Genomic DNA, 17,597 nt, shown 5'->3' with positions numbered 1-17,597 from the left:
GAAGTCAGTTGCTGGATAAATCTACAGTAATAAAATGGCGTCGCACCTGCAAAATCGGGTGCCGGGATTGGCGTCCTGAAAGTGTGTGCACAGACAATCTTGCGTGCATAAAGGATTACATATGACTAATATTAATAGCTTCGCCCAGCTCTACACCGAACTCTCCCTCAACCCCGATCTCCCAACCCTGGCCGAGCGCTGCAAGCTGCTCACCGAAATCCTTCTCGACTGCAAATCTCTCCCACAAACGCAGCCCGTTTGCCGCTGTCTCGGAGCTTATCTGGAAGAGGTAAAATCCGGCCTCACAGAATCCATGCGTGATTTTCAGGTGGTGGAATTTGAGGACGAAGCGGAACAGCCGCGACAAACGGAGTGGTTGCTGGAAGATACAGAAACGAAATGTGACTACTGCCGGGCGTTAAACCACGTGCTGCTGGTTTCGCATTTTGACCGCGATATGTTGCCGCACCTGACGGGACTGTTGCATGACATTACCCACGCGATAGCTGAAGATTTAATCGTACCCATGAACCCGTGCATGACAATACATCTGCCGACACAGCCACACTAAGGCCATAAATAAAAAAGGCCGGGATTGTCCCGACCTTTTAAATATTCATCTGCCATTACAGGCGAAAACAATTAGCGACTACGGAAGACAATGCGGCCTTTGCTCAGGTCGTACGGGGTCAGTTCAACAGTCACTTTGTCGCCCGTCAAAATGCGGATATAGTTTTTGCGCATTTTACCGGAGATGTGCGCAGTTACCACGTGACCGTTTTCCAGTTCTACGCGAAACATGGTATTAGGCAACGTATCAAGTACGGTACCCTGCATTTCAATATTGTCTTCTTTGGCCATCTAATCCTCTGGGGTATCACTACCAAGTTTTGAACCGGCAAGATAATGCCGAAATTCATCAATTAAGTAAAGAATTGCGCGTTTAAAACGCAGCAAAACAATTTCAGCGTATTGCCCAAGCGTCACGGTACAACCGAACGGAAAGCGCATTCGTAAAGGGGATACGACAGGATAAACGTCAGGACGTTATCTGAAGCGAGGGTCCCAAACGGCGGCGGGGCAACAGGCAGAAGCTACTCTGCGGCGTAATTATAACACCCTCATAAAAAATATGCGGAAAACATTTAGGCATTGGGCATAAAGAGCATTCTGGGAACCCAAAAATCGCGCGGAAGAGTCTCCAGTCGGCACTGTTCAAGGTGTTCGATATAGCGTCGGCGGGAAATTTCAACCGCGCCGAGCGAGGCGGTGTGCTCATTCAGCACCTGACAATCCATCAGTTGTCCGCCGCGTTGGGCAAATTCCTGGCTAAAAACCAGCAGCGCGGTTTTCGACGCATTCGTGGCGCGGGAGAACATCGACTCGCCGCAGAACAGCGTGCCCTGCGCCACCCCGTACATCCCCCCAACGAGGTTATCCTCTTTCCATACTTCGATGGAGTGCGCGTAGCCCAGCTCATGAAGCTGGTGGTAGGCGATAATGATATCGCGGGTTATCCAGGTGCCTTCATGACGATCTTCAGCGCAGCCTTCGATTACCTGCCCGAAGGCGTGATTGAGCGTGACGCGATAGGGCGAATTTGCGTGAAAACGTTTCATGCTGCGGCTCAGGTGAAACTGCCCGGGCCACAGCACGGCTCGCGGGTCCGGAGACCACCATAAAATCGGGTCGCCGGGAGAAAACCACGGGAAGATGCCGCGCTGGTAAGCCATTAAGAGACGCGCCGGGCTGAGATCGCCGCCCAAAGCCAGCAATCCGTTAGGTTCACGCAGCGCCCCCTCCGGAGAAGGGAACGCAATATTATGGCGAGAAAGCTGCACCAGGCGCATGACAACAGAACTCCAGTACGCGAGAGAGGACGCTACAAATATAGTCTACAGGCGCTGTTTAAACTGGTAGTAGCGACCCTGTTTTGCCAGCAGCTCTGCGTGATTACCTTGCTCAATTATGTGTCCGTTGTCCATCACAATTATTCGATCGAAATTCACCAGCCCGCGCAGGCGGTGAGTGACCATCAGCACGGTTTTGCCTTTCATCACCTTTGTCAGTAAATCAAGAATTTGACTCTCGGTTGTCGCATCCAGACCTTCTGTCGGTTCATCCAGCAACATCAGCGGCGCATCGTGCAGCAAGGCGCGCGCGATGGCCAGACGACGCAGTTCGCCGCCGGAAAGCTGTCGGCCCCCTTCACCCAGCCAGCTGTTCAACCCGTCGTCCTCAAGCAGCTTGTGCAGCCCAACCTGTTCCAGCATCGCCCGCAGCGTATCGTCAGAGGCGTCCGGTGCCGCCAGAAGAAGATTATCGCGCAGCGTAGCGCTGAACAGGTGCACACGCTGGGGCACGACGCTGACGGTTTTACGCAAGGCCGCTTCGCTATAATCAGACAGCGGAAGGTCGTTAAACCGAATCTCGCCCTGCTGCGGGTCCCAGGCGCGCGTGAGGAGTTGCAGAAGCGTCGATTTGCCACATCCCGTACGGCCAAGGATCGCAATGCGCTGCCCGGCATCAACAGAAAGGCTGATATCTTCCAGCGCGTATTGCGCCTGCTTGTCGTAGGCGAAGGTGACGTTGCTGAGCGTCAGCGCGACCTGCTCCGGCACGATGGTTTGACCCGCGCTGAACTTCACTTCCGGCTCCTGCTCTGCAATATCCGTAATGCGCAGCGCAGAGGCAATCACCTGGCCGAGATGCTGAAAGGCGCCGGTGACCGGGGCTAAGGCTTCGAAGGCTGCCAGGGCACAGAAAACAAACAGCGCAATCAGCGGGCCAGGCTGCGGGTTACCGCCCACGCCACCGGAGGCCATCCAGAGCATGGCGATAACGGCAAACCCACCGATTAACATCATCAGCGCCTGAGAAAACGCGGTCAGTTCAGACTGGCGACGCTGGGCTTCATGCCAGTTCAGTTCCGTATTTTCCATACGGGTGCGGTAGCGCTTGCTGGCACCAAAAATGGTGAGCTCGGCCTGACCCTGCAACCAGGAGGTGAGCTGCTGGCGGTATTCCCCGCGCAAACGTGTCAGGTTTTCCCCGGTGGTTTTACCTGCACGATAAAACAGGGGCGGCAGAATAATCAGCGTCATCAGCATGATGCCGCCGAGCGTCAGTGCGATGGGAACATCCAGGAAACTCAACCCCAGCGTGACCACGACAATCACCACAAACGCGCCCACCATGGGCGAGATGACGCGCAGATAGAGGTGATCCAGCGTATCCACATCCGCAACTACGCGGTTGAGTAATTCGCCCTGCCGAAAACGTGCCAGCCCGGCAGGGGAGAGGGGCAGCAATTTGCTGAACGTATAAATACGCAGGTGTTGCAGCACGCGGAAGGTCGCGTCGTGGCTGACCAGGCGTTCGAAGTAGCGCCCGGCAGTTCGCGTAATCGCCGTGCCGCGCACCCCGGCGGCAGGCAGCATGTAGTTAAAGCTGTATAGCCCGGCAAAGCCTGCGGCCGCAGATGCGGAGAGGAACCAGCCAGAAAGCGTAAGCAGGCCGATGCTGGCGAGCAGAGTGATAATCGCCAGTACGATCCCGAGCGTCAGCATCCATTTGTGGCGTTTATACAAAGCAAGATAGGGAAGCAGGGCGCGCATCAGATATCCTCCTGACGGTTCGCCAGCAGGGTCGCAAAGGGCCCCTGCGCGGCAACAAGCGCGGCGTAATCGCCTTGCTCAACAATGTGTCCGTTTTCCATCACCCAGATCTGATCCCAGTCGGCAATACCTTCCAGCTGGTGGGTCACCATCAGGGTAGTTTGCTGGCGTGAGGCTGCGTTAAGCGCATCCATCACGCGCTGCTCGCTGTGTGCATCCAGGCTGGCGGCGGGTTCGTCCAGCAGCATTAACGAACAGGGGTTCAGCAGCGCACGGGCAACCGCGACGCGCTGTGCCTGGCCCACTGACAGCCCGGCAGACTGATCGCCAATGACGGTATCGACACCCTGCGCAAGCAGCGGCAAAAACTCGCTGACCCAGGCGCGGTCGAGGACCGATTGCAGCTCATCGTCACGTGCATCCGGCCTTGCCAGCAGCACATTCTCGCGCAGCGTCGGGGCAGGCAGCTGAGGGTTTTGACCCACCCAGCTTAACTGTTTACGCCAGGCATCAGGATCGAGCTCGCGTAGCTCCGTTTTGTTGATACGCAGCGATCCGGTGTACGCCATAAAACCTGACAGCGCATTCAACAATGAGCTTTTACCTGAGCCGCTGGTACCCACCAGCACCACACGTTGCCCGGCAGGCAGGGTAAAGTTTAGCGGGCCGGCCAGCACTTTGCCTTCAGGCGACAGAACAGAAAAATCCTGTGCTTCAATGGTCACCGGATCGTTCGTATTCAGCGTCACCTCACCACGCTCCGGATGTGCCAGCGGCGTTTCCATAAAGGTTTTCAGGCTGTCGGCAGCACCCACCGCCTGCGCTTTGGCATGGTAAAAGGTGCCGAGATCGCGAAGCGGCTGGAAAAATTCCGGGGCCAGGATCAGCGCCAGGAACCCGGCGGAAAGCGTGACCGCCGTACCGTAGTGGCCAAAGTCCAGCGCGCCGAGGTAGGAGAAGCCAAAGTAAACCGCCACCAGCGCAATCGACAGGGAGGTAAAGAACTCGAGCACGCCGGAAGAAAGGAAGGCCATGCGCAACACTTCCATGGTGCGCTGACGAAAATCCTGCGACGCCAGGCGAATGTTTTCGGTTTCCGCTTCACCACGACCAAAGATCCGCAGGGTTTCCATTCCGCGCAGACGGTCCAGGAAATGACCGCTCAACCGACCCAGCGCAAGGAAGTTGCGACGGTTAGCATCTGCCGCACCCATGCCGACCATCGCCATAAACAGCGGGATGAGCGGGGCGGTCCCCATCAGGATCAGAGCCGCTACCCAGTTAACAGGGAAGATGGCGATAACAATCATCAGAGGCACAAACACTGCCAGCGCCATCTGTGGAAGATAACGCGCATAGTAATCGTGCATATCGTCGATTTGCTCAAGGATCAGCGTCGCCCAGCTACCGGCCGGTTTGCCCTGGATCCACGCAGGCCCGGCTTCCGAAAGCCGGTCGAGCACTTTGCGGCGGATCTCATAGCGGATGTGCTGGCCGGCATGGAACCCAACCCGTTCGCGCAGCCAGACCACCCACGCACGCAGGACGAAAACCAGCACCAGAACGATAAACGGCAGCAGCAGCGCTTCGCGCGGGATGCTCTCCATGATCATATGATTGAGAATGCGGGCCAGCAGCCATGCCTGGGCAACAATCAACAGACCGCTGATAAATCCCAGAACGCGGGAAATCATAAGCCAGCGGCGGGACAGAACGCTTTGCTGTTTCAGCCAGCGCGTTAACTCTTGTTGACGGGTTTTTTCCATTGCGTACTTTGCAGGTGACGTTATAAGAAATTAGACATCTGCATGTTACACGTGAGCAAAAATAAAGGCGACCAGTGGCCGCCTTTATTTACGTTTGTTACTGACTTGTAAAGATTATTTACCTTGTTCTGCCAGTCCGTCCAGATAGCGTTCTGCGTCCAGCGCGGCCATACAGCCGGTGCCCGCAGAGGTGATCGCCTGACGATAAATATGGTCCATCACGTCGCCAGCCGCGAAGACGCCTGGGATGCTGGTCTGCGTCGCATTGCCGTGAATGCCAGACTGCACTTTGATGTAGCCGTTCTCCAGCTCAAGTTGGCCTTCGAAAATGGCCGTGTTCGGGCTGTGACCGATTGCCACAAACAGGCCTGCCACCTCCAGCGTTTCGACGGTGTCGGTGTTCTGCGTATCACGAATTCGCAGACCTGCCACACCCATCTGATCGCCGGTCACTTCTTCCAGCGTACGGTTGGTATGCAGCACAATGTTGCCGCTCGCCACTTTATCCATCAGGCGTTTGATCAGGATCTTCTCGGCGCGGAAGGTGTCGCGACGGTGGATCAGGTGTACTTCTGAGGCGATGTTCGCCAGATACAACGCTTCTTCCACAGCGGTGTTGCCGCCGCCAATCACCGCAACTTTCTGGTTGCGATAGAAGAAACCGTCGCAGGTCGCGCAGGCTGATACGCCGCGCCCTTTGAATGCTTCTTCAGACGGCAGACCGAGATAACGGGCAGAGGCACCGGTAGCGATGATCAGCGCATCGCAGGTGTATTCACCGCTGTCGCCGGTCAGACGGAACGGACGGTTCTGCAAATCCACTTTATTAATGTGGTCGAACAGGATTTCGGTTTCGAATTTAGCAGCATGCTCGTGCATGCGCTCCATCAGCAGCGGCCCGGTCAGGTCGTTCGGGTCGCCCGGCCAGTTTTCCACTTCCGTGGTGGTGGTCAGCTGACCGCCTTTTTCCATCCCGGTAATCAGTACCGGTTGCAGGTTAGCGCGTGCAGCATAGACCGCTGCGGTATATCCCGCAGGTCCAGAACCAAGGATTAGCAGCTTACTGTGTTTGGTCGTGCCCATGAGATCCCCATTGTTGTTGGCAGGCAATGGGCTGGATTGTAGGGAATTTGTTGCCGTAAAAAAAGAGCACGACAGTTTTGCTTCCGATATATGCAATAGTCACGCCCTATGGATAAGACACGGTCATATCACGTCTGCTACTGAAAATCGCGCGTTTATAAGGCAATAAAATGATGATTAATACCCCCCCGTAATGAATATCCGGCATCTTGTACTAAAAATCGATGTTTTGCTTTGACAATCCCCTGCGCTTTTGCGAAAACATTCAAGGAAGAAAAAAAGACGCATGAACTGCATGCCGAATAGACATGCACGTAAATGCCATTTTTACCGGGTCAGTGAAATCTACGCATGGTGTGGACAGACGCCATACGTGATGTCTGTGACTGCTTTCGGGCAACGGTCTTCTTACCGCAGACCCCGAATCCACATCGCGTCTAATACATAACCAGGCGATGTGATGAATAACGGGTGCAGGCTCTGAACAGTGATGTGCACAGGGTCCAGGCAGGAGTAGGGAAGGAATACAGAGAGACAATAATAATGGTAGATAGCAAGAAGCGCCCTGGCAAAGATCTCGACCGTATCGATCGTAACATTCTTAATGAATTGCAAAAGGATGGGCGTATTTCCAACGTCGAGCTTTCAAAACGTGTGGGACTTTCCCCGACGCCGTGCCTTGAGCGTGTGCGTCGACTGGAAAGACAGGGTTTTATCCAGGGCTATACGGCTCTGCTAAACCCGCATTATCTGGATGCCTCACTTCTGGTATTTGTTGAGATTACTCTGAATCGTGGTGCGCCGGATGTGTTTGAGCAATTTAACGCCGCTGTACAAAAACTTGAAGAAATTCAAGAGTGTCATCTGGTTTCCGGTGATTTTGACTACCTGTTAAAAACCCGTGTGCCTGATATGTCCGCCTACCGTAAGCTGCTGGGTGAAACCCTGCTGCGTCTGCCAGGCGTGAACGACACCCGTACTTATGTGGTGATGGAAGAGGTCAAACAGAGCAATCGTCTGGTTATTAAGACGCGCTAACACGGAACAGGTGCAAAATCAGTGTAGTTTGATTACACTCCTGTTAATCCATACAGCAACAGTGCCGGGGATACCCGGCGCTGTTGTCCGTTTTAGCACACAGGCAGGACATGCCTGATACCTGGAGAGCCTTTCTTGAGCCAGGAATACACTGAAGACAAAGAAGTCACATTATCTAAGCTAAGCAGCGGACGTCGTCTCCTCGAGGCGTTACTGATTGTTATTGCCCTTTTTGCCGTCTGGCTGATGGCCGCCTTACTCAGTTTCAACCCCTCAGATCCCAGCTGGTCGCAAACCGCATGGCATGAGCCTATTCATAACTTAGGTGGCGTTCCCGGTGCCTGGCTTGCGGACACGCTCTTTTTCATTTTCGGAGTGATGGCTTATACCCTTCCCGTCATCATTATTGGCGGATGCTGGTTTGCCTGGCGTCATCGACAGAACGACGACTACATCGATTATTTTGCCGTTTCGCTGCGCCTGATTGGCGCCCTGGCGCTGATCCTCACCTCCTGTGGGCTGGCGGCGATCAACGCTGATGATATCTGGTACTTCGCCTCCGGCGGGGTGATCGGCAGCCTGTTGAGCTCCGCGCTGCAACCAATGCTTCATAGCAGCGGCGGCACGCTGGCGCTGCTCTGTATCTGGGCGGCGGGCCTGACGCTGTTTACCGGCTGGTCCTGGGTGAGCATTGCTGAGAAGATCGGCAGCTTTATTCTGACGCTGCTGACGTTCGCCAGCAACCGTACCCGTCGTGACGATACGTGGGTCGATGAAGACGAGTATGAAGATGAGTACGAAGAGGAAGACGAGGCGCCTGTACAGCGGCGTGAATCTCGCCGCGCGCGTATTCTGCGCGGTGCTCTGGCGCGCCGCCAGCGCGTCGCTGAAAAATTTGCTAACCCGTTAGGCCGTAAAACGGATGCCGCGCTGTTCTCCGGCAAACGTATGGATGAAGACGAGCAGATTGAGTATCGCGGTGCGGCCGTCGACCCTGATGACGTACTGTTCTCTGGCCATCGAGCCACGCCGGGAGAGTATGACGAATACGATCCGCTGCTGAATGGCCACTCCGTGACTGAACCGGTAGCCGCTGCTGCTGCCGCAACGACGGCTGCTCAGGCCCATGTTGCGCCTGTTGAAGCCGTGATGCCGTCCTCGCCTGTTCCGGCACCGGAGTCCGCGATCCAGCAACCGCAGGTAGACTGGCAGACTGCGCCAGGCGTCCATACGCCTGAACCGACCATTGCACCTGAGCCTGAAAGTTATATTCCTGTGCAGCAGGAACAGTGGCAGCAACCGTATCAGCCGCCTGAGCCTGCCAGCGTGCCGCAACAACCGTATCAGGCTTATACGCCCGAACCCGCTGTACATGAACAGCCATACGTTGCACCGGTGTCTGAACCCGAAGTGGTGGAGGAAGCGAAGCCATCCCGTCCGCCATTATACTATTTTGAAGAAGTGGAAGAGCGCCGCGCCCGTGAGCGCGAGCAGCTTGCCGCCTGGTATCAGCCCGTGCCCGAGCCGGTACAGGAGCCCATTGCAAAAGCGCCTACTGTAAGCGTTCCACCTGTAGAACCTACGTCAGCCGTCGCGTCGGGTGCTGAAGCCGTGAAGCAGGCAACGGCAGCCGCTGCCGCGTCCGCTCCGCTATTCAGCCCGGCAGCCGACAGCGCCCCGCGTCCTCAGGTGAAAGAGGGCATTGGTCCACAGCTGCCGCGCCCTAACCGCGTGCGCGTACCGACTCGCCGGGAGCTGGCCTCTTATGGCATTAAACTGCCTTCCCAGCGTATGGCGGAAGAAAAAGCCCGTGAGTCCGACTACGAAGATGATGCCGACGAACTGCATCAGGATGAGCTGGCGCGTCAGTTTGCTGCCCAGCAGAATCAGCGTTACGGCGAAGAGTATCAGCATGACGTGCCTTCACAGCATCACGTGCCTTCACAGCAGGACGACGATGATGCGGCCGAAGCGGAGCTGGCGCGCCAGTTTGCAGCAACGCAGCAGCAGCGTTATTCCGGTGAGCAACCTTCGGGGGCAAACCCGTTCTCGCTGTCGGATTTCGAATTCTCACCAATGAAAGATCTGGTGGATGATGGCCCAAGCGAACCGCTGTTCACGCCGAGCGTAATGCCGGAAGCGGAGCCGGTGCGTCAGCCGCCTGCACCACAGGCTTACGTGCAGCCGCAACAGCCGGCGCCGCAGGCGTATGCGCAGCCGCAGACACCTTCTCCACCGCCTCAGCCACAGTTCCAGCAGCCAGCACCACAGCCGCAGGAGAGCCTGATTCACCCGCTGCTGATGCGTAACGGAGACAGCCGACCGCTGCAACGACCAAGTACGCCGCTGCCGTCGCTGGATCTGTTAACGCCACCGCCAGCGGAAGTCGAGCCGGTGGATACCTTTGCCCTTGAGCAGATGGCCCGTCTGGTGGAAGCGCGTCTGGCTGACTTCCGCATTAAAGCGGACGTGGTGAACTACTCACCGGGCCCGGTGATCACCCGTTTCGAACTGAACCTGGCACCGGGCGTAAAAGCGGCGCGTATTTCTAACCTCTCCCGCGACCTGGCGCGTTCTCTGTCCACCGTGGCGGTACGCGTGGTGGAAGTGATCCCAGGCAAGCCTTACGTTGGCCTTGAGCTGCCAAACAAGAAACGCCAGACCGTTTATCTGCGTGAAGTTCTGGATAACACCAAATTCCGCGACAACCCGTCCCCGCTGACCGTGGTGTTGGGTAAAGATATCGCCGGCGATCCGGTGGTTGCCGATCTCGCGAAGATGCCGCACCTGCTGGTTGCGGGTACAACAGGCTCGGGTAAATCGGTCGGTGTGAACGCCATGATCCTCAGTATGCTCTACAAAGCGCAGCCTGAAGACGTGCGTTTCATCATGATCGACCCAAAAATGCTCGAACTGTCCGTCTACGAAGGCATTCCGCATCTGTTAACGGAAGTGGTTACCGACATGAAGGACGCCGCCAACGCATTACGCTGGAGCGTCAATGAAATGGAGCGTCGCTACAAGCTGATGTCGGCGCTGGGCGTGCGTAACCTGGCCGGTTATAACGAGAAAATCGCCGAGGCGGCGCGTATGGGCCGTCCGATTCCGGACCCATACTGGAAGCCGGGTGACAGCATGGATGCCCAGCATCCGGTGCTGGAAAAACTGCCTTACATCGTGGTGCTGGTGGATGAATTTGCCGACCTGATGATGACCGTTGGCAAGAAAGTGGAAGAGCTGATTGCGCGTCTGGCACAGAAAGCGCGTGCGGCGGGCATCCACCTGGTACTGGCAACGCAGCGTCCGTCCGTGGATGTAATCACCGGTCTTATTAAGGCAAACATCCCGACCCGTATCGCGTTTACCGTGTCGAGTAAAATAGACTCCCGTACTATCCTTGACCAGGGCGGAGCAGAGTCGCTGCTGGGGATGGGTGATATGCTCTATTCCGGGCCGAACTCCACCTCGCCGGTGCGTGTTCACGGTGCGTTTGTTCGCGACCAGGAAGTGCACGCGGTTGTGCAGGACTGGAAAGCGCGCGGGCGACCGCAATATGTTGACGGCATCACCTCTGACAGCGAAAACGAAGGTGGCGGCGGTGGTTTTGACGGCGGCGAAGAGCTGGATCCGTTATTCGACCAGGCGGTTAATTTCGTCACCGAAAAACGCAAAGCGTCCATCTCCGGCGTGCAGCGCCAGTTCCGTATCGGTTACAACCGCGCGGCGCGTATCATTGAGCAGATGGAAGCCCAGGGCATCGTGAGCGAACAGGGGCACAACGGTAACCGTGAGGTGCTGGCGCCACCGCCTTTTGAGTAATCTTCAGCGATTGCAAAGAAGGGTAAATCAGCAAAAATTAAGCATATTCTTCTGTCGCCTGCCTTCGGGCAGGTACAGAATAGAAACGGAACCCCCATATCGGGAAGACGTATTTTAAGGAATAACAATGAAAAAAATCGCCATCGCCTGTGCATTACTCTCCAGTTTTGTTGCCAGCAGCGTCTGGGCTGATGCAGCCAGCGACCTTAAAAGCCGACTGGATAAAGTGAGCAGTTTCCACGCCAGCTTCACGCAAAAAGTGACTGACGGCAGCGGCAACGCGGTGCAGGAAGGCCAGGGAGATTTGTGGGTAAAACGCCCAAATCTGTTCAACTGGCACATGACCCAGCCGGATGAAAGCGTTCTGGTGTCTGACGGTAAAACCCTGTGGTTCTACAATCCGTTTGTTGAGCAGGCGACCGCCACCTGGCTCAAAGACGCGACCAGCAATACGCCGTTTATGCTCATTGCCCGTAACCAGTCCAGCGACTGGCAGCAGTACAACATCAAACAAAACGGTGATGAGTTCGTCCTGACGCCAAAAGGCAGCAACGGTAATCTGAAGCAGTTCACCATTAACGTGAGCAGCAACGGTACCATCAATCAGTTCGGCGCGGTTGAGCAGGACGATCAGCGCAGCAGCTATCAGTTGAAGTCTCAGCAAAACGGCGCCATTGATGCATCGAAATTCACCTTTACCCCGCCGCAGGGCGTAACGGTGGACGACCAACGCAATAAGTAAGAGGCATGAGTGAGCAACCTGTCGCTCGATTTTTCAGATAATGCGTTTCAACCTCTGGCCGCCCGTATGCGGCCAGAAAATTTAGCGCAGTACATCGGTCAGCAACATCTGCTGGCTGCGGGGAAACCCTTGCCGCGCGCTATTGAGGCGGGGCATCTGCACTCCATGATCCTCTGGGGGCCACCCGGCACCGGAAAAACCACGCTCGCTGAAGTGATTGCCCGCTATGCCAACGCGGACGTTGAGCGCATCTCGGCGGTCACGTCGGGGGTGAAAGAGATCCGCGAGGCGATCGAGCGGGCGCGACAAAACCGCAATGCCGGACGTCGCACCATTCTGTTTGTCGACGAAGTTCACCGCTTCAACAAGAGCCAGCAGGACGCCTTTCTGCCGCACATTGAAGACGGTACGATTTTCTTTATCGGCGCCACCACGGAAAACCCGTCGTTTGAACTGAACTCTGCGCTGCTCTCCCGGGCGCGCGTGTATCTGCTTAAATCGCTGACCACGGAAGATATCGAAAAAGTTCTGACGCAGGCGATGGAGGACAACGCGCGTGGTTACGGCGGACAGGATATCGTTCTGCCGGACGAGACGCGTCTTGCTATCGCCGAACTGGTTAACGGTGATGCCCGTCGTGCGTTGAACACGCTCGAAATGATGGCCGATATGGCCGAAGTGGACGATGCGGGCAAGCGCGTATTAAAGCCTGAACTGCTCACCGAAATTGCCGGTGAGCGCAGCGCGCGCTTCGATAATAAAGGCGATCGTTTTTACGACCTCATCTCTGCATTACACAAGTCCGTGCGCGGCAGCGCTCCGGATGCGGCGCTCTACTGGTATGCGCGTATCATCACCGCCGGTGGCGATCCGTTATATGTCGCGCGTCGCTGCCTGGCGATTGCGTCAGAAGATGTCGGTAATGCCGATCCACGCGCCATGCAGGTCGCTATTTCCGCCTGGGACTGCTTTACCCGCGTCGGGCCTGCGGAGGGCGAGCGTGCCATTGCGCAGGCAATTGTCTATCTGGCTTGCGCACCGAAAAGTAACGCGGTGTATACCGCCTTCAAAGCGGCGATGTCGGATGCACGTGAACGTCCGGACTACGATGTGCCGGTTCATCTGCGCAATGCGCCAACCAAATTGATGAAAGAGATGGGTTACGGGCAGGAGTATCGCTACGCCCATGACGAACCCAACGCCTACGCCGCCGGCGAGGAGTATTTCCCGCAGGAGATGGCACAAACCCGCTATTATCACCCCACAAACAGAGGTCTTGAGGGTAAGATTGGCGAAAAGCTCGCCTGGCTTGCCGGACAGGATCAAAATAGCCCTATAAAACGCTACCGTTAGTTCAATCGTTGCGGTAATGTTGGCAATATATCTCTGTGGCCGCAGGCTGTGGTCACTTTTTCCTCTTTTAATTCGATAAGCACAGGATAAGCATGCTCGATCCCAATCTGCTGCGTAATGAGCCAGACGCAGTCGCTGAAAAACTGGCACGCCGGGGCTTTAAGCTGGATGTAGATAAGCTGCGCGCTCTTGAAGAGCGTCGTAAAGTTTTGCAGGTACAAACAGAAAATCTGCAGGCAGAGCGTAATTCTCGATCGAAATCCATTGGCCAGGCGAAAGCGCGCGGGGAAGATATTGAGCCATTACGCCTGGAAGTGAACAAACTGGGTGAAGAGCTGGATCAGGCGAAAGCTGAACTGGACGTTCTTCAGGCTGAAATTCGTGATATCGCTCTGGCGATCCCGAACATTCCTGACGACAGCGTCCCTGTCGGCAAAGACGAAAACGACAACGTTGAAGTGAAACGCTGGGGTACGCCTCGCGAGTTTGACTTCGAGGTGCGCGATCACGTGACGCTGGGCGAAATGCACGCGGGCCTGGACTTTGCGGCTGCGGTTAAGCTGACCGGTTCTCGCTTCGTGGTAATGAAAGGTCAGATTGCTCACCTGCATCGCGCGCTGGCGCAATTTATGCTGGATCTGCACACCGAGCAGCATGGCTACAGCGAAACCTACGTTCCGTATCTGGTTAACCACGATACGCTGTACGGTACAGGCCAGCTGCCGAAATTTGCCGGCGATCTGTTCCATACCCGTCCGCTGGACGAAGAAGCTGACAGCAGCAACTACGCGCTGATCCCAACCGCGGAAGTGCCGCTGACCAACCTCGTGCGTGATGAGATCATCGACGAAGACGATCTGCCAATCAAACTGACTGCGCACTCTCCATGTTTCCGTTCTGAAGCCGGTTCTTACGGTCGTGATACGCGCGGTCTGATCCGTATGCACCAGTTCGATAAAGTTGAGATGGTGCAGATCGTTCGTCCGGAAGAGTCTATGGACGCGCTGGAAGAGATGACAGGTCACGCAGAGAAAGTGCTGGAGCTGCTGGGGCTGCCATACCGCCGTATGGCGCTGTGCACCGGTGACATGGGCTTCGGCGCCTGCAAAACCTTCGACCTCGAAGTCTGGGTGCCTGCGCAAAACACCTACCGTGAAATCTCCTCTTGCTCTAACGTCTGGGATTTCCAGGCGCGTCGTATGCAGGCGCGTTGCCGCAGCAAGTCCGACAAGAAGACCCGTCTGGTTCATACCCTGAACGGTTCTGGTCTGGCGGTTGGCCGTACGCTGGTTGCCGTGCTGGAGAACTACCAGCAGGCAGATGGTCGTATTGAGATCCCTGAGGTGCTGCGTCCTTACATGAAAGGCCAGCAGTTCATCGGCTAATATTTTGCTGCAAAACAAAAAAGCGCCTCAGGGCGCTTTTTTTATATCTTTGATTTGATACGACGCAATATTCCCTCCCTCTAAAGTAGTAATACTCCTCCGAACGAAAGTTAGCATAAAACACCTGTAACGAAGGAATTCGTTATATATAAAACTATATAGCGGTATGCGCCGCCTCTCTTTTCTTTGTGAGCAACCAAAGTGAGTCTTTATGAAAATCAAAGCGCCTGAAGCGTTAATGGCTGCCGAGGTCACTCGCCGTGGGTTGATGAAAACCACGGCAATAGGTGGTCTGGCGGTTGCCAGCAGCGCCTTTACGCTTCCTTTTACCCGTCTGGCGTCGGCGGCGGAGGCTCTGTCTCCCGCTTCAGCCCCGGAAAAAGTGGTGTGGAGTGCCTGTACCGTTAACTGTGGTAGCCGTTGTCCCCTGCGTATGCATGTTGTGGACGGTGAAATCAAATACGTTGAAACCGACAATACCGGCGATGATAACTACGAAGGGTTACACCAGGTTCGTGCCTGTCTGCGTGGCCGCTCAATGCGCCGTCGCGTTTATAACCCGGATCGTCTGAAATATCCGATGAAGCGTGTCGGCAAGCGTGGGGAAGGGAAGTTCGAGCGCATTAGCTGGGACGAAGCCTACGATATTATCGCGACCAACATGCAGCGCCTGATCAAAGAGTACGGCAACGAATCCATCTACCTGAACTATGGCACCGGGACGCTGGGCGGCACCATGACCCGCTCCTGGCCGCCGGGTAAAACGCTGGTAGCGCGCCTGATGAACTGCTGCGGCGGCTATCTCAACCATTATGGCGACTACTCTTCCGCACAGATTGCTGCGGGCCTGAACTACACCTATGGCGGCTGGGCAGACGGTAACAGCCCGTCGGATATAGAAAACAGCAAGCTGGTGGTGTTGTTCGGCAACAACCCGGGCGAAACGCGTATGAGCGGCGGTGGGGTAACCTATTATCTTGAGCAGGCGCGCGCCAAATCCAACGCACGTATGATCATCGTCGATCCGCGCTACACCGATACCGGCGCGGGGCGAGAAGACGAGTGGATCCCTATCCGCCCTGGTACCGATGCGGCGCTGGTCAATGCGCTGGCGTATGTGATGATCACTGAAAACCTCGTCGATCAGCCGTTCCTTGATAAATACTGCGTCGGCTATGACGAGAAGACGCTGCCAGCCAGCGCACCGGCTAACGGGCATTACAAAGCGTATATTCTTGGTCAGGGCAGCGACGGGGTAGCGAAAACCCCTGAGTGGGCATCCACCATCACCGGCATTCCAGTCGAACGTATTGTTCAGCTGGCCCGTGAAATTGGTTCAGCAAAACCGGCTTATATCAGCCAGGGCTGGGGACCGCAGCGTCACGCGAACGGCGAAATTGCCACCCGCGCTATTTCTATGCTCTCGATTCTGACTGGCAACGTCGGCATTCACGGCGGTAATAGCGGGGCGCGTGAAGGCTCGTATGAAGTACCGTTTGAACGTATGCCAACGCTGGATAACCCGGTTCAGACCAGCATCTCCATGTTTATGTGGACGGACGCGATCGAGCGCGGCCCGGAAATGACCGCGCTACGCGACGGTGTTCGGGGCAAAGATAAGCTGGATGTGCCGATCAAAATGATCTGGAACTATGCCGGTAACTGCCTGATCAACCAGCACTCAGAGATCAACCGCACCCACGAAATTTTGCAGGACGACAAGAAGTGCGAAATGATTGTGGTGATCGACTGCCACATGACCTCATCGGCGAAGTATGCCGATATTCTGCTCCCAGACTGCACCGCCTCTGAGCAGATGGATTTCGCGCTGGACGCCTCCTGCGGCAACATGTCCTATGTGATCTTCACAGACCAGGCCATCAAACCGCGCTTCGAGTGCAAAACTATCTATGAGATGACGTCCGAGCTGGCGAAACGTCTTGGCGTTGAGCAGCAGTTCACAGAGGGGCGTACTCAGGAAGAGTGGATGCGCCATCTGCACGAGCTCTCACGCAAAGCCATTCCAGACCTGCCGGACTTCGATACCTTCCGCAAGCAGGGCATGTACAAGCAGCGCGATCCGGAAGGGCATCACGTGGCGTATAAAGCCTTCCGCGACGATCCGCAGGCCAATCCGCTGACCACGCCGTCGGGCAAAATCGAGATCTACTCCGAAGAGCTGGCAAAAATTGCCGCAACGTGGGAATTGCCGGAAGGGGACGTTATCGATCCGCTGCCGATCTATACGCCTGGCTTCGAAAACTACAACGATCCGCTGACGGAGAAATTCCCACTTCAGTTAACCGGTTTCCACTACAAAGCGCGTGTTCACTCCACCTACGGCAACGTTGACGTTCTGAAAGCGGCCTGCCGACAGGAGATGTGGATCAACCCGATGGATGCGAAAGCGCGCGGCATCAGTAATGGCGATCGCGTACGTATCTTCAACGGACGTGGCGAAGTGCATATCGAAGCTAAAGTGACTCCGCGCATGATGCCTGGCGTTGTCGCGCTGGGGGAAGGGGCCTGGTATAACCCGGATGCGAACCGTATCGATCAGGCGGGCTGCATCAACGTTCTCACTACGCAGCGTCCATCGCCGCTGGCGAAGGGCAACCCATCCCACACAAACCTCGTTCAGGTTGAAAAGGCGTAAGGAGTAACCGATGACAACCCAGTATGGATTTTTTATTGATTCCAGCCGCTGCACCGGGTGCAAAACCTGCGAGCTGGCCTGCAAGGATTATAAAGACCTGACCCCGGACGTCAGCTTCCGTCGTATTTATGAATACGC

13 protein-coding genes are annotated in these 17,597 nt (G+C 55.9%); 8 read left to right on the top strand and 5 right to left on the bottom strand.

From position 1 onward, the window contains the following. Positions 1–121 precede the first annotated feature (121 nt). Positions 122–571 (top strand): hypothetical protein, encoded by a 450-nt coding sequence (locus tag IM282_RS12725; RefSeq protein WP_126503662.1) that lies wholly within the window; start codon positions 122–124, stop codon positions 569–571. Between the two features lie 71 nt (positions 572–642). On the opposite strand, the gene infA is transcribed toward IM282_RS12725, so the two are convergent. From infA to trxB, 5 genes are all read right to left on the bottom strand, one after another. Next, the gene (gene infA, locus IM282_RS12720) at positions 643–861 is read right to left on the bottom strand and encodes a translation initiation factor IF-1 (RefSeq protein WP_002211347.1); all 219 of its coding nucleotides are present in this window, start codon (positions 859–861) and stop codon (positions 643–645) included. Between the two features lie 284 nt (positions 862–1,145). Beyond that, positions 1,146–1,850: a leucyl/phenylalanyl-tRNA--protein transferase gene (aat, locus tag IM282_RS12715; protein ID WP_058676868.1), complete on the bottom strand. Its 705-nt coding sequence runs from the start codon at positions 1,848–1,850 to the stop codon at positions 1,146–1,148. Positions 1,851–1,895: 45 nt separating this feature from the next. Continuing rightward, positions 1,896–3,617, bottom strand: a complete 1,722-nt coding sequence (cydC, locus tag IM282_RS12710; protein WP_192970456.1) for a cysteine/glutathione ABC transporter ATP-binding protein/permease CydC — start codon at positions 3,615–3,617, stop codon at positions 1,896–1,898. Next, positions 3,617–5,383, bottom strand: coding sequence for a cysteine/glutathione ABC transporter permease/ATP-binding protein CydD (cydD, locus tag IM282_RS12705; RefSeq protein WP_032624541.1), 1,767 nt, complete (start codon positions 5,381–5,383; stop codon positions 3,617–3,619). Before cydD ends, cydC begins: the two co-directional genes overlap by 1 nt. Before the next feature lie 114 nt (positions 5,384–5,497). Then, complete coding sequence (gene trxB / locus IM282_RS12700) at positions 5,498–6,466, bottom strand: thioredoxin-disulfide reductase (RefSeq protein ID WP_022647616.1); 969 nt, start codon at positions 6,464–6,466, stop codon at positions 5,498–5,500. A 543-nt stretch (positions 6,467–7,009) separates the two neighbouring features. Here trxB and lrp point away from each other — a divergent pair. The 7 genes from lrp to IM282_RS12665 all read left to right on the top strand — a co-directional run. Next, on the top strand, positions 7,010–7,504 hold the full coding sequence (gene lrp, locus IM282_RS12695) for a leucine-responsive transcriptional regulator Lrp (RefSeq protein ID WP_000228469.1): 495 nt from the start codon (positions 7,010–7,012) through the stop codon (positions 7,502–7,504). Between the two features lie 135 nt (positions 7,505–7,639). Beyond that, the gene (locus tag IM282_RS12690; RefSeq protein ID WP_192970455.1) at positions 7,640–11,323 is read left to right on the top strand and encodes a DNA translocase FtsK 4TM domain-containing protein; all 3,684 of its coding nucleotides are present in this window, start codon (positions 7,640–7,642) and stop codon (positions 11,321–11,323) included. Between the two features lie 127 nt (positions 11,324–11,450). Next, a complete protein-coding gene (gene lolA / locus IM282_RS12685; RefSeq protein ID WP_022647618.1) occupies positions 11,451–12,065 on the top strand; it encodes an outer membrane lipoprotein chaperone LolA in 615 nt (204 codons plus the stop codon). 9 nt (positions 12,066–12,074) lie between these two features. Then, positions 12,075–13,418: a replication-associated recombination protein RarA gene (gene rarA / locus IM282_RS12680; protein ID WP_022647619.1), complete on the top strand. Its 1,344-nt coding sequence runs from the start codon at positions 12,075–12,077 to the stop codon at positions 13,416–13,418. A gap of 92 nt (positions 13,419–13,510) precedes the next feature. After that, positions 13,511–14,803, top strand: coding sequence for a serine--tRNA ligase (gene serS / locus IM282_RS12675; protein WP_003858266.1), 1,293 nt, complete (start codon positions 13,511–13,513; stop codon positions 14,801–14,803). A 211-nt stretch (positions 14,804–15,014) separates the two neighbouring features. Then, a complete protein-coding gene (gene dmsA, locus IM282_RS12670) occupies positions 15,015–17,459 on the top strand; it encodes a dimethylsulfoxide reductase subunit A (protein WP_023299718.1) in 2,445 nt (814 codons plus the stop codon). A gap of 10 nt (positions 17,460–17,469) precedes the next feature. Next, a partial coding sequence (locus IM282_RS12665; RefSeq protein WP_001671315.1) for a 4Fe-4S binding protein occupies positions 17,470–17,597 on the top strand: 128 nt, incomplete at its 3' end.

Source organism: Enterobacter cloacae complex sp. P29RS (genome assembly GCF_014893445.1).
Taxonomy (GTDB): domain Bacteria; phylum Pseudomonadota; class Gammaproteobacteria; order Enterobacterales; family Enterobacteriaceae; genus Enterobacter; species Enterobacter intestinihominis.
This window is presented reverse-complemented; position numbering and strand designations above follow the sequence as displayed.

What these genes read in the sequence shown, in the direction of transcription:
- IM282_RS12725 (WP_126503662.1), top strand. Translation starts at nt 122, where the DNA reads ATGACTAATATTAATAGCTTCGCCCAGCTCTACACCGAACTCTCCCTC.
- infA (WP_002211347.1), bottom strand. Translation starts at nt 861, where the DNA reads ATGGCCAAAGAAGACAATATTGAAATGCAGGGTACCGTACTTGATACG.
- aat (WP_058676868.1), bottom strand. Translation starts at nt 1,850, where the DNA reads ATGCGCCTGGTGCAGCTTTCTCGCCATAATATTGCGTTCCCTTCTCCG.
- cydC (WP_192970456.1), bottom strand. Translation starts at nt 3,617, where the DNA reads ATGCGCGCCCTGCTTCCCTATCTTGCTTTGTATAAACGCCACAAATGG.
- cydD (WP_032624541.1), bottom strand. Translation starts at nt 5,383, where the DNA reads ATGGAAAAAACCCGTCAACAAGAGTTAACGCGCTGGCTGAAACAGCAA.
- trxB (WP_022647616.1), bottom strand. Translation starts at nt 6,466, where the DNA reads ATGGGCACGACCAAACACAGTAAGCTGCTAATCCTTGGTTCTGGACCT.
- lrp (WP_000228469.1), top strand. Translation starts at nt 7,010, where the DNA reads ATGGTAGATAGCAAGAAGCGCCCTGGCAAAGATCTCGACCGTATCGAT.
- lolA (WP_022647618.1), top strand. Translation starts at nt 11,451, where the DNA reads ATGAAAAAAATCGCCATCGCCTGTGCATTACTCTCCAGTTTTGTTGCC.
- serS (WP_003858266.1), top strand. Translation starts at nt 13,511, where the DNA reads ATGCTCGATCCCAATCTGCTGCGTAATGAGCCAGACGCAGTCGCTGAA.
- dmsA (WP_023299718.1), top strand. Translation starts at nt 15,015, where the DNA reads ATGAAAATCAAAGCGCCTGAAGCGTTAATGGCTGCCGAGGTCACTCGC.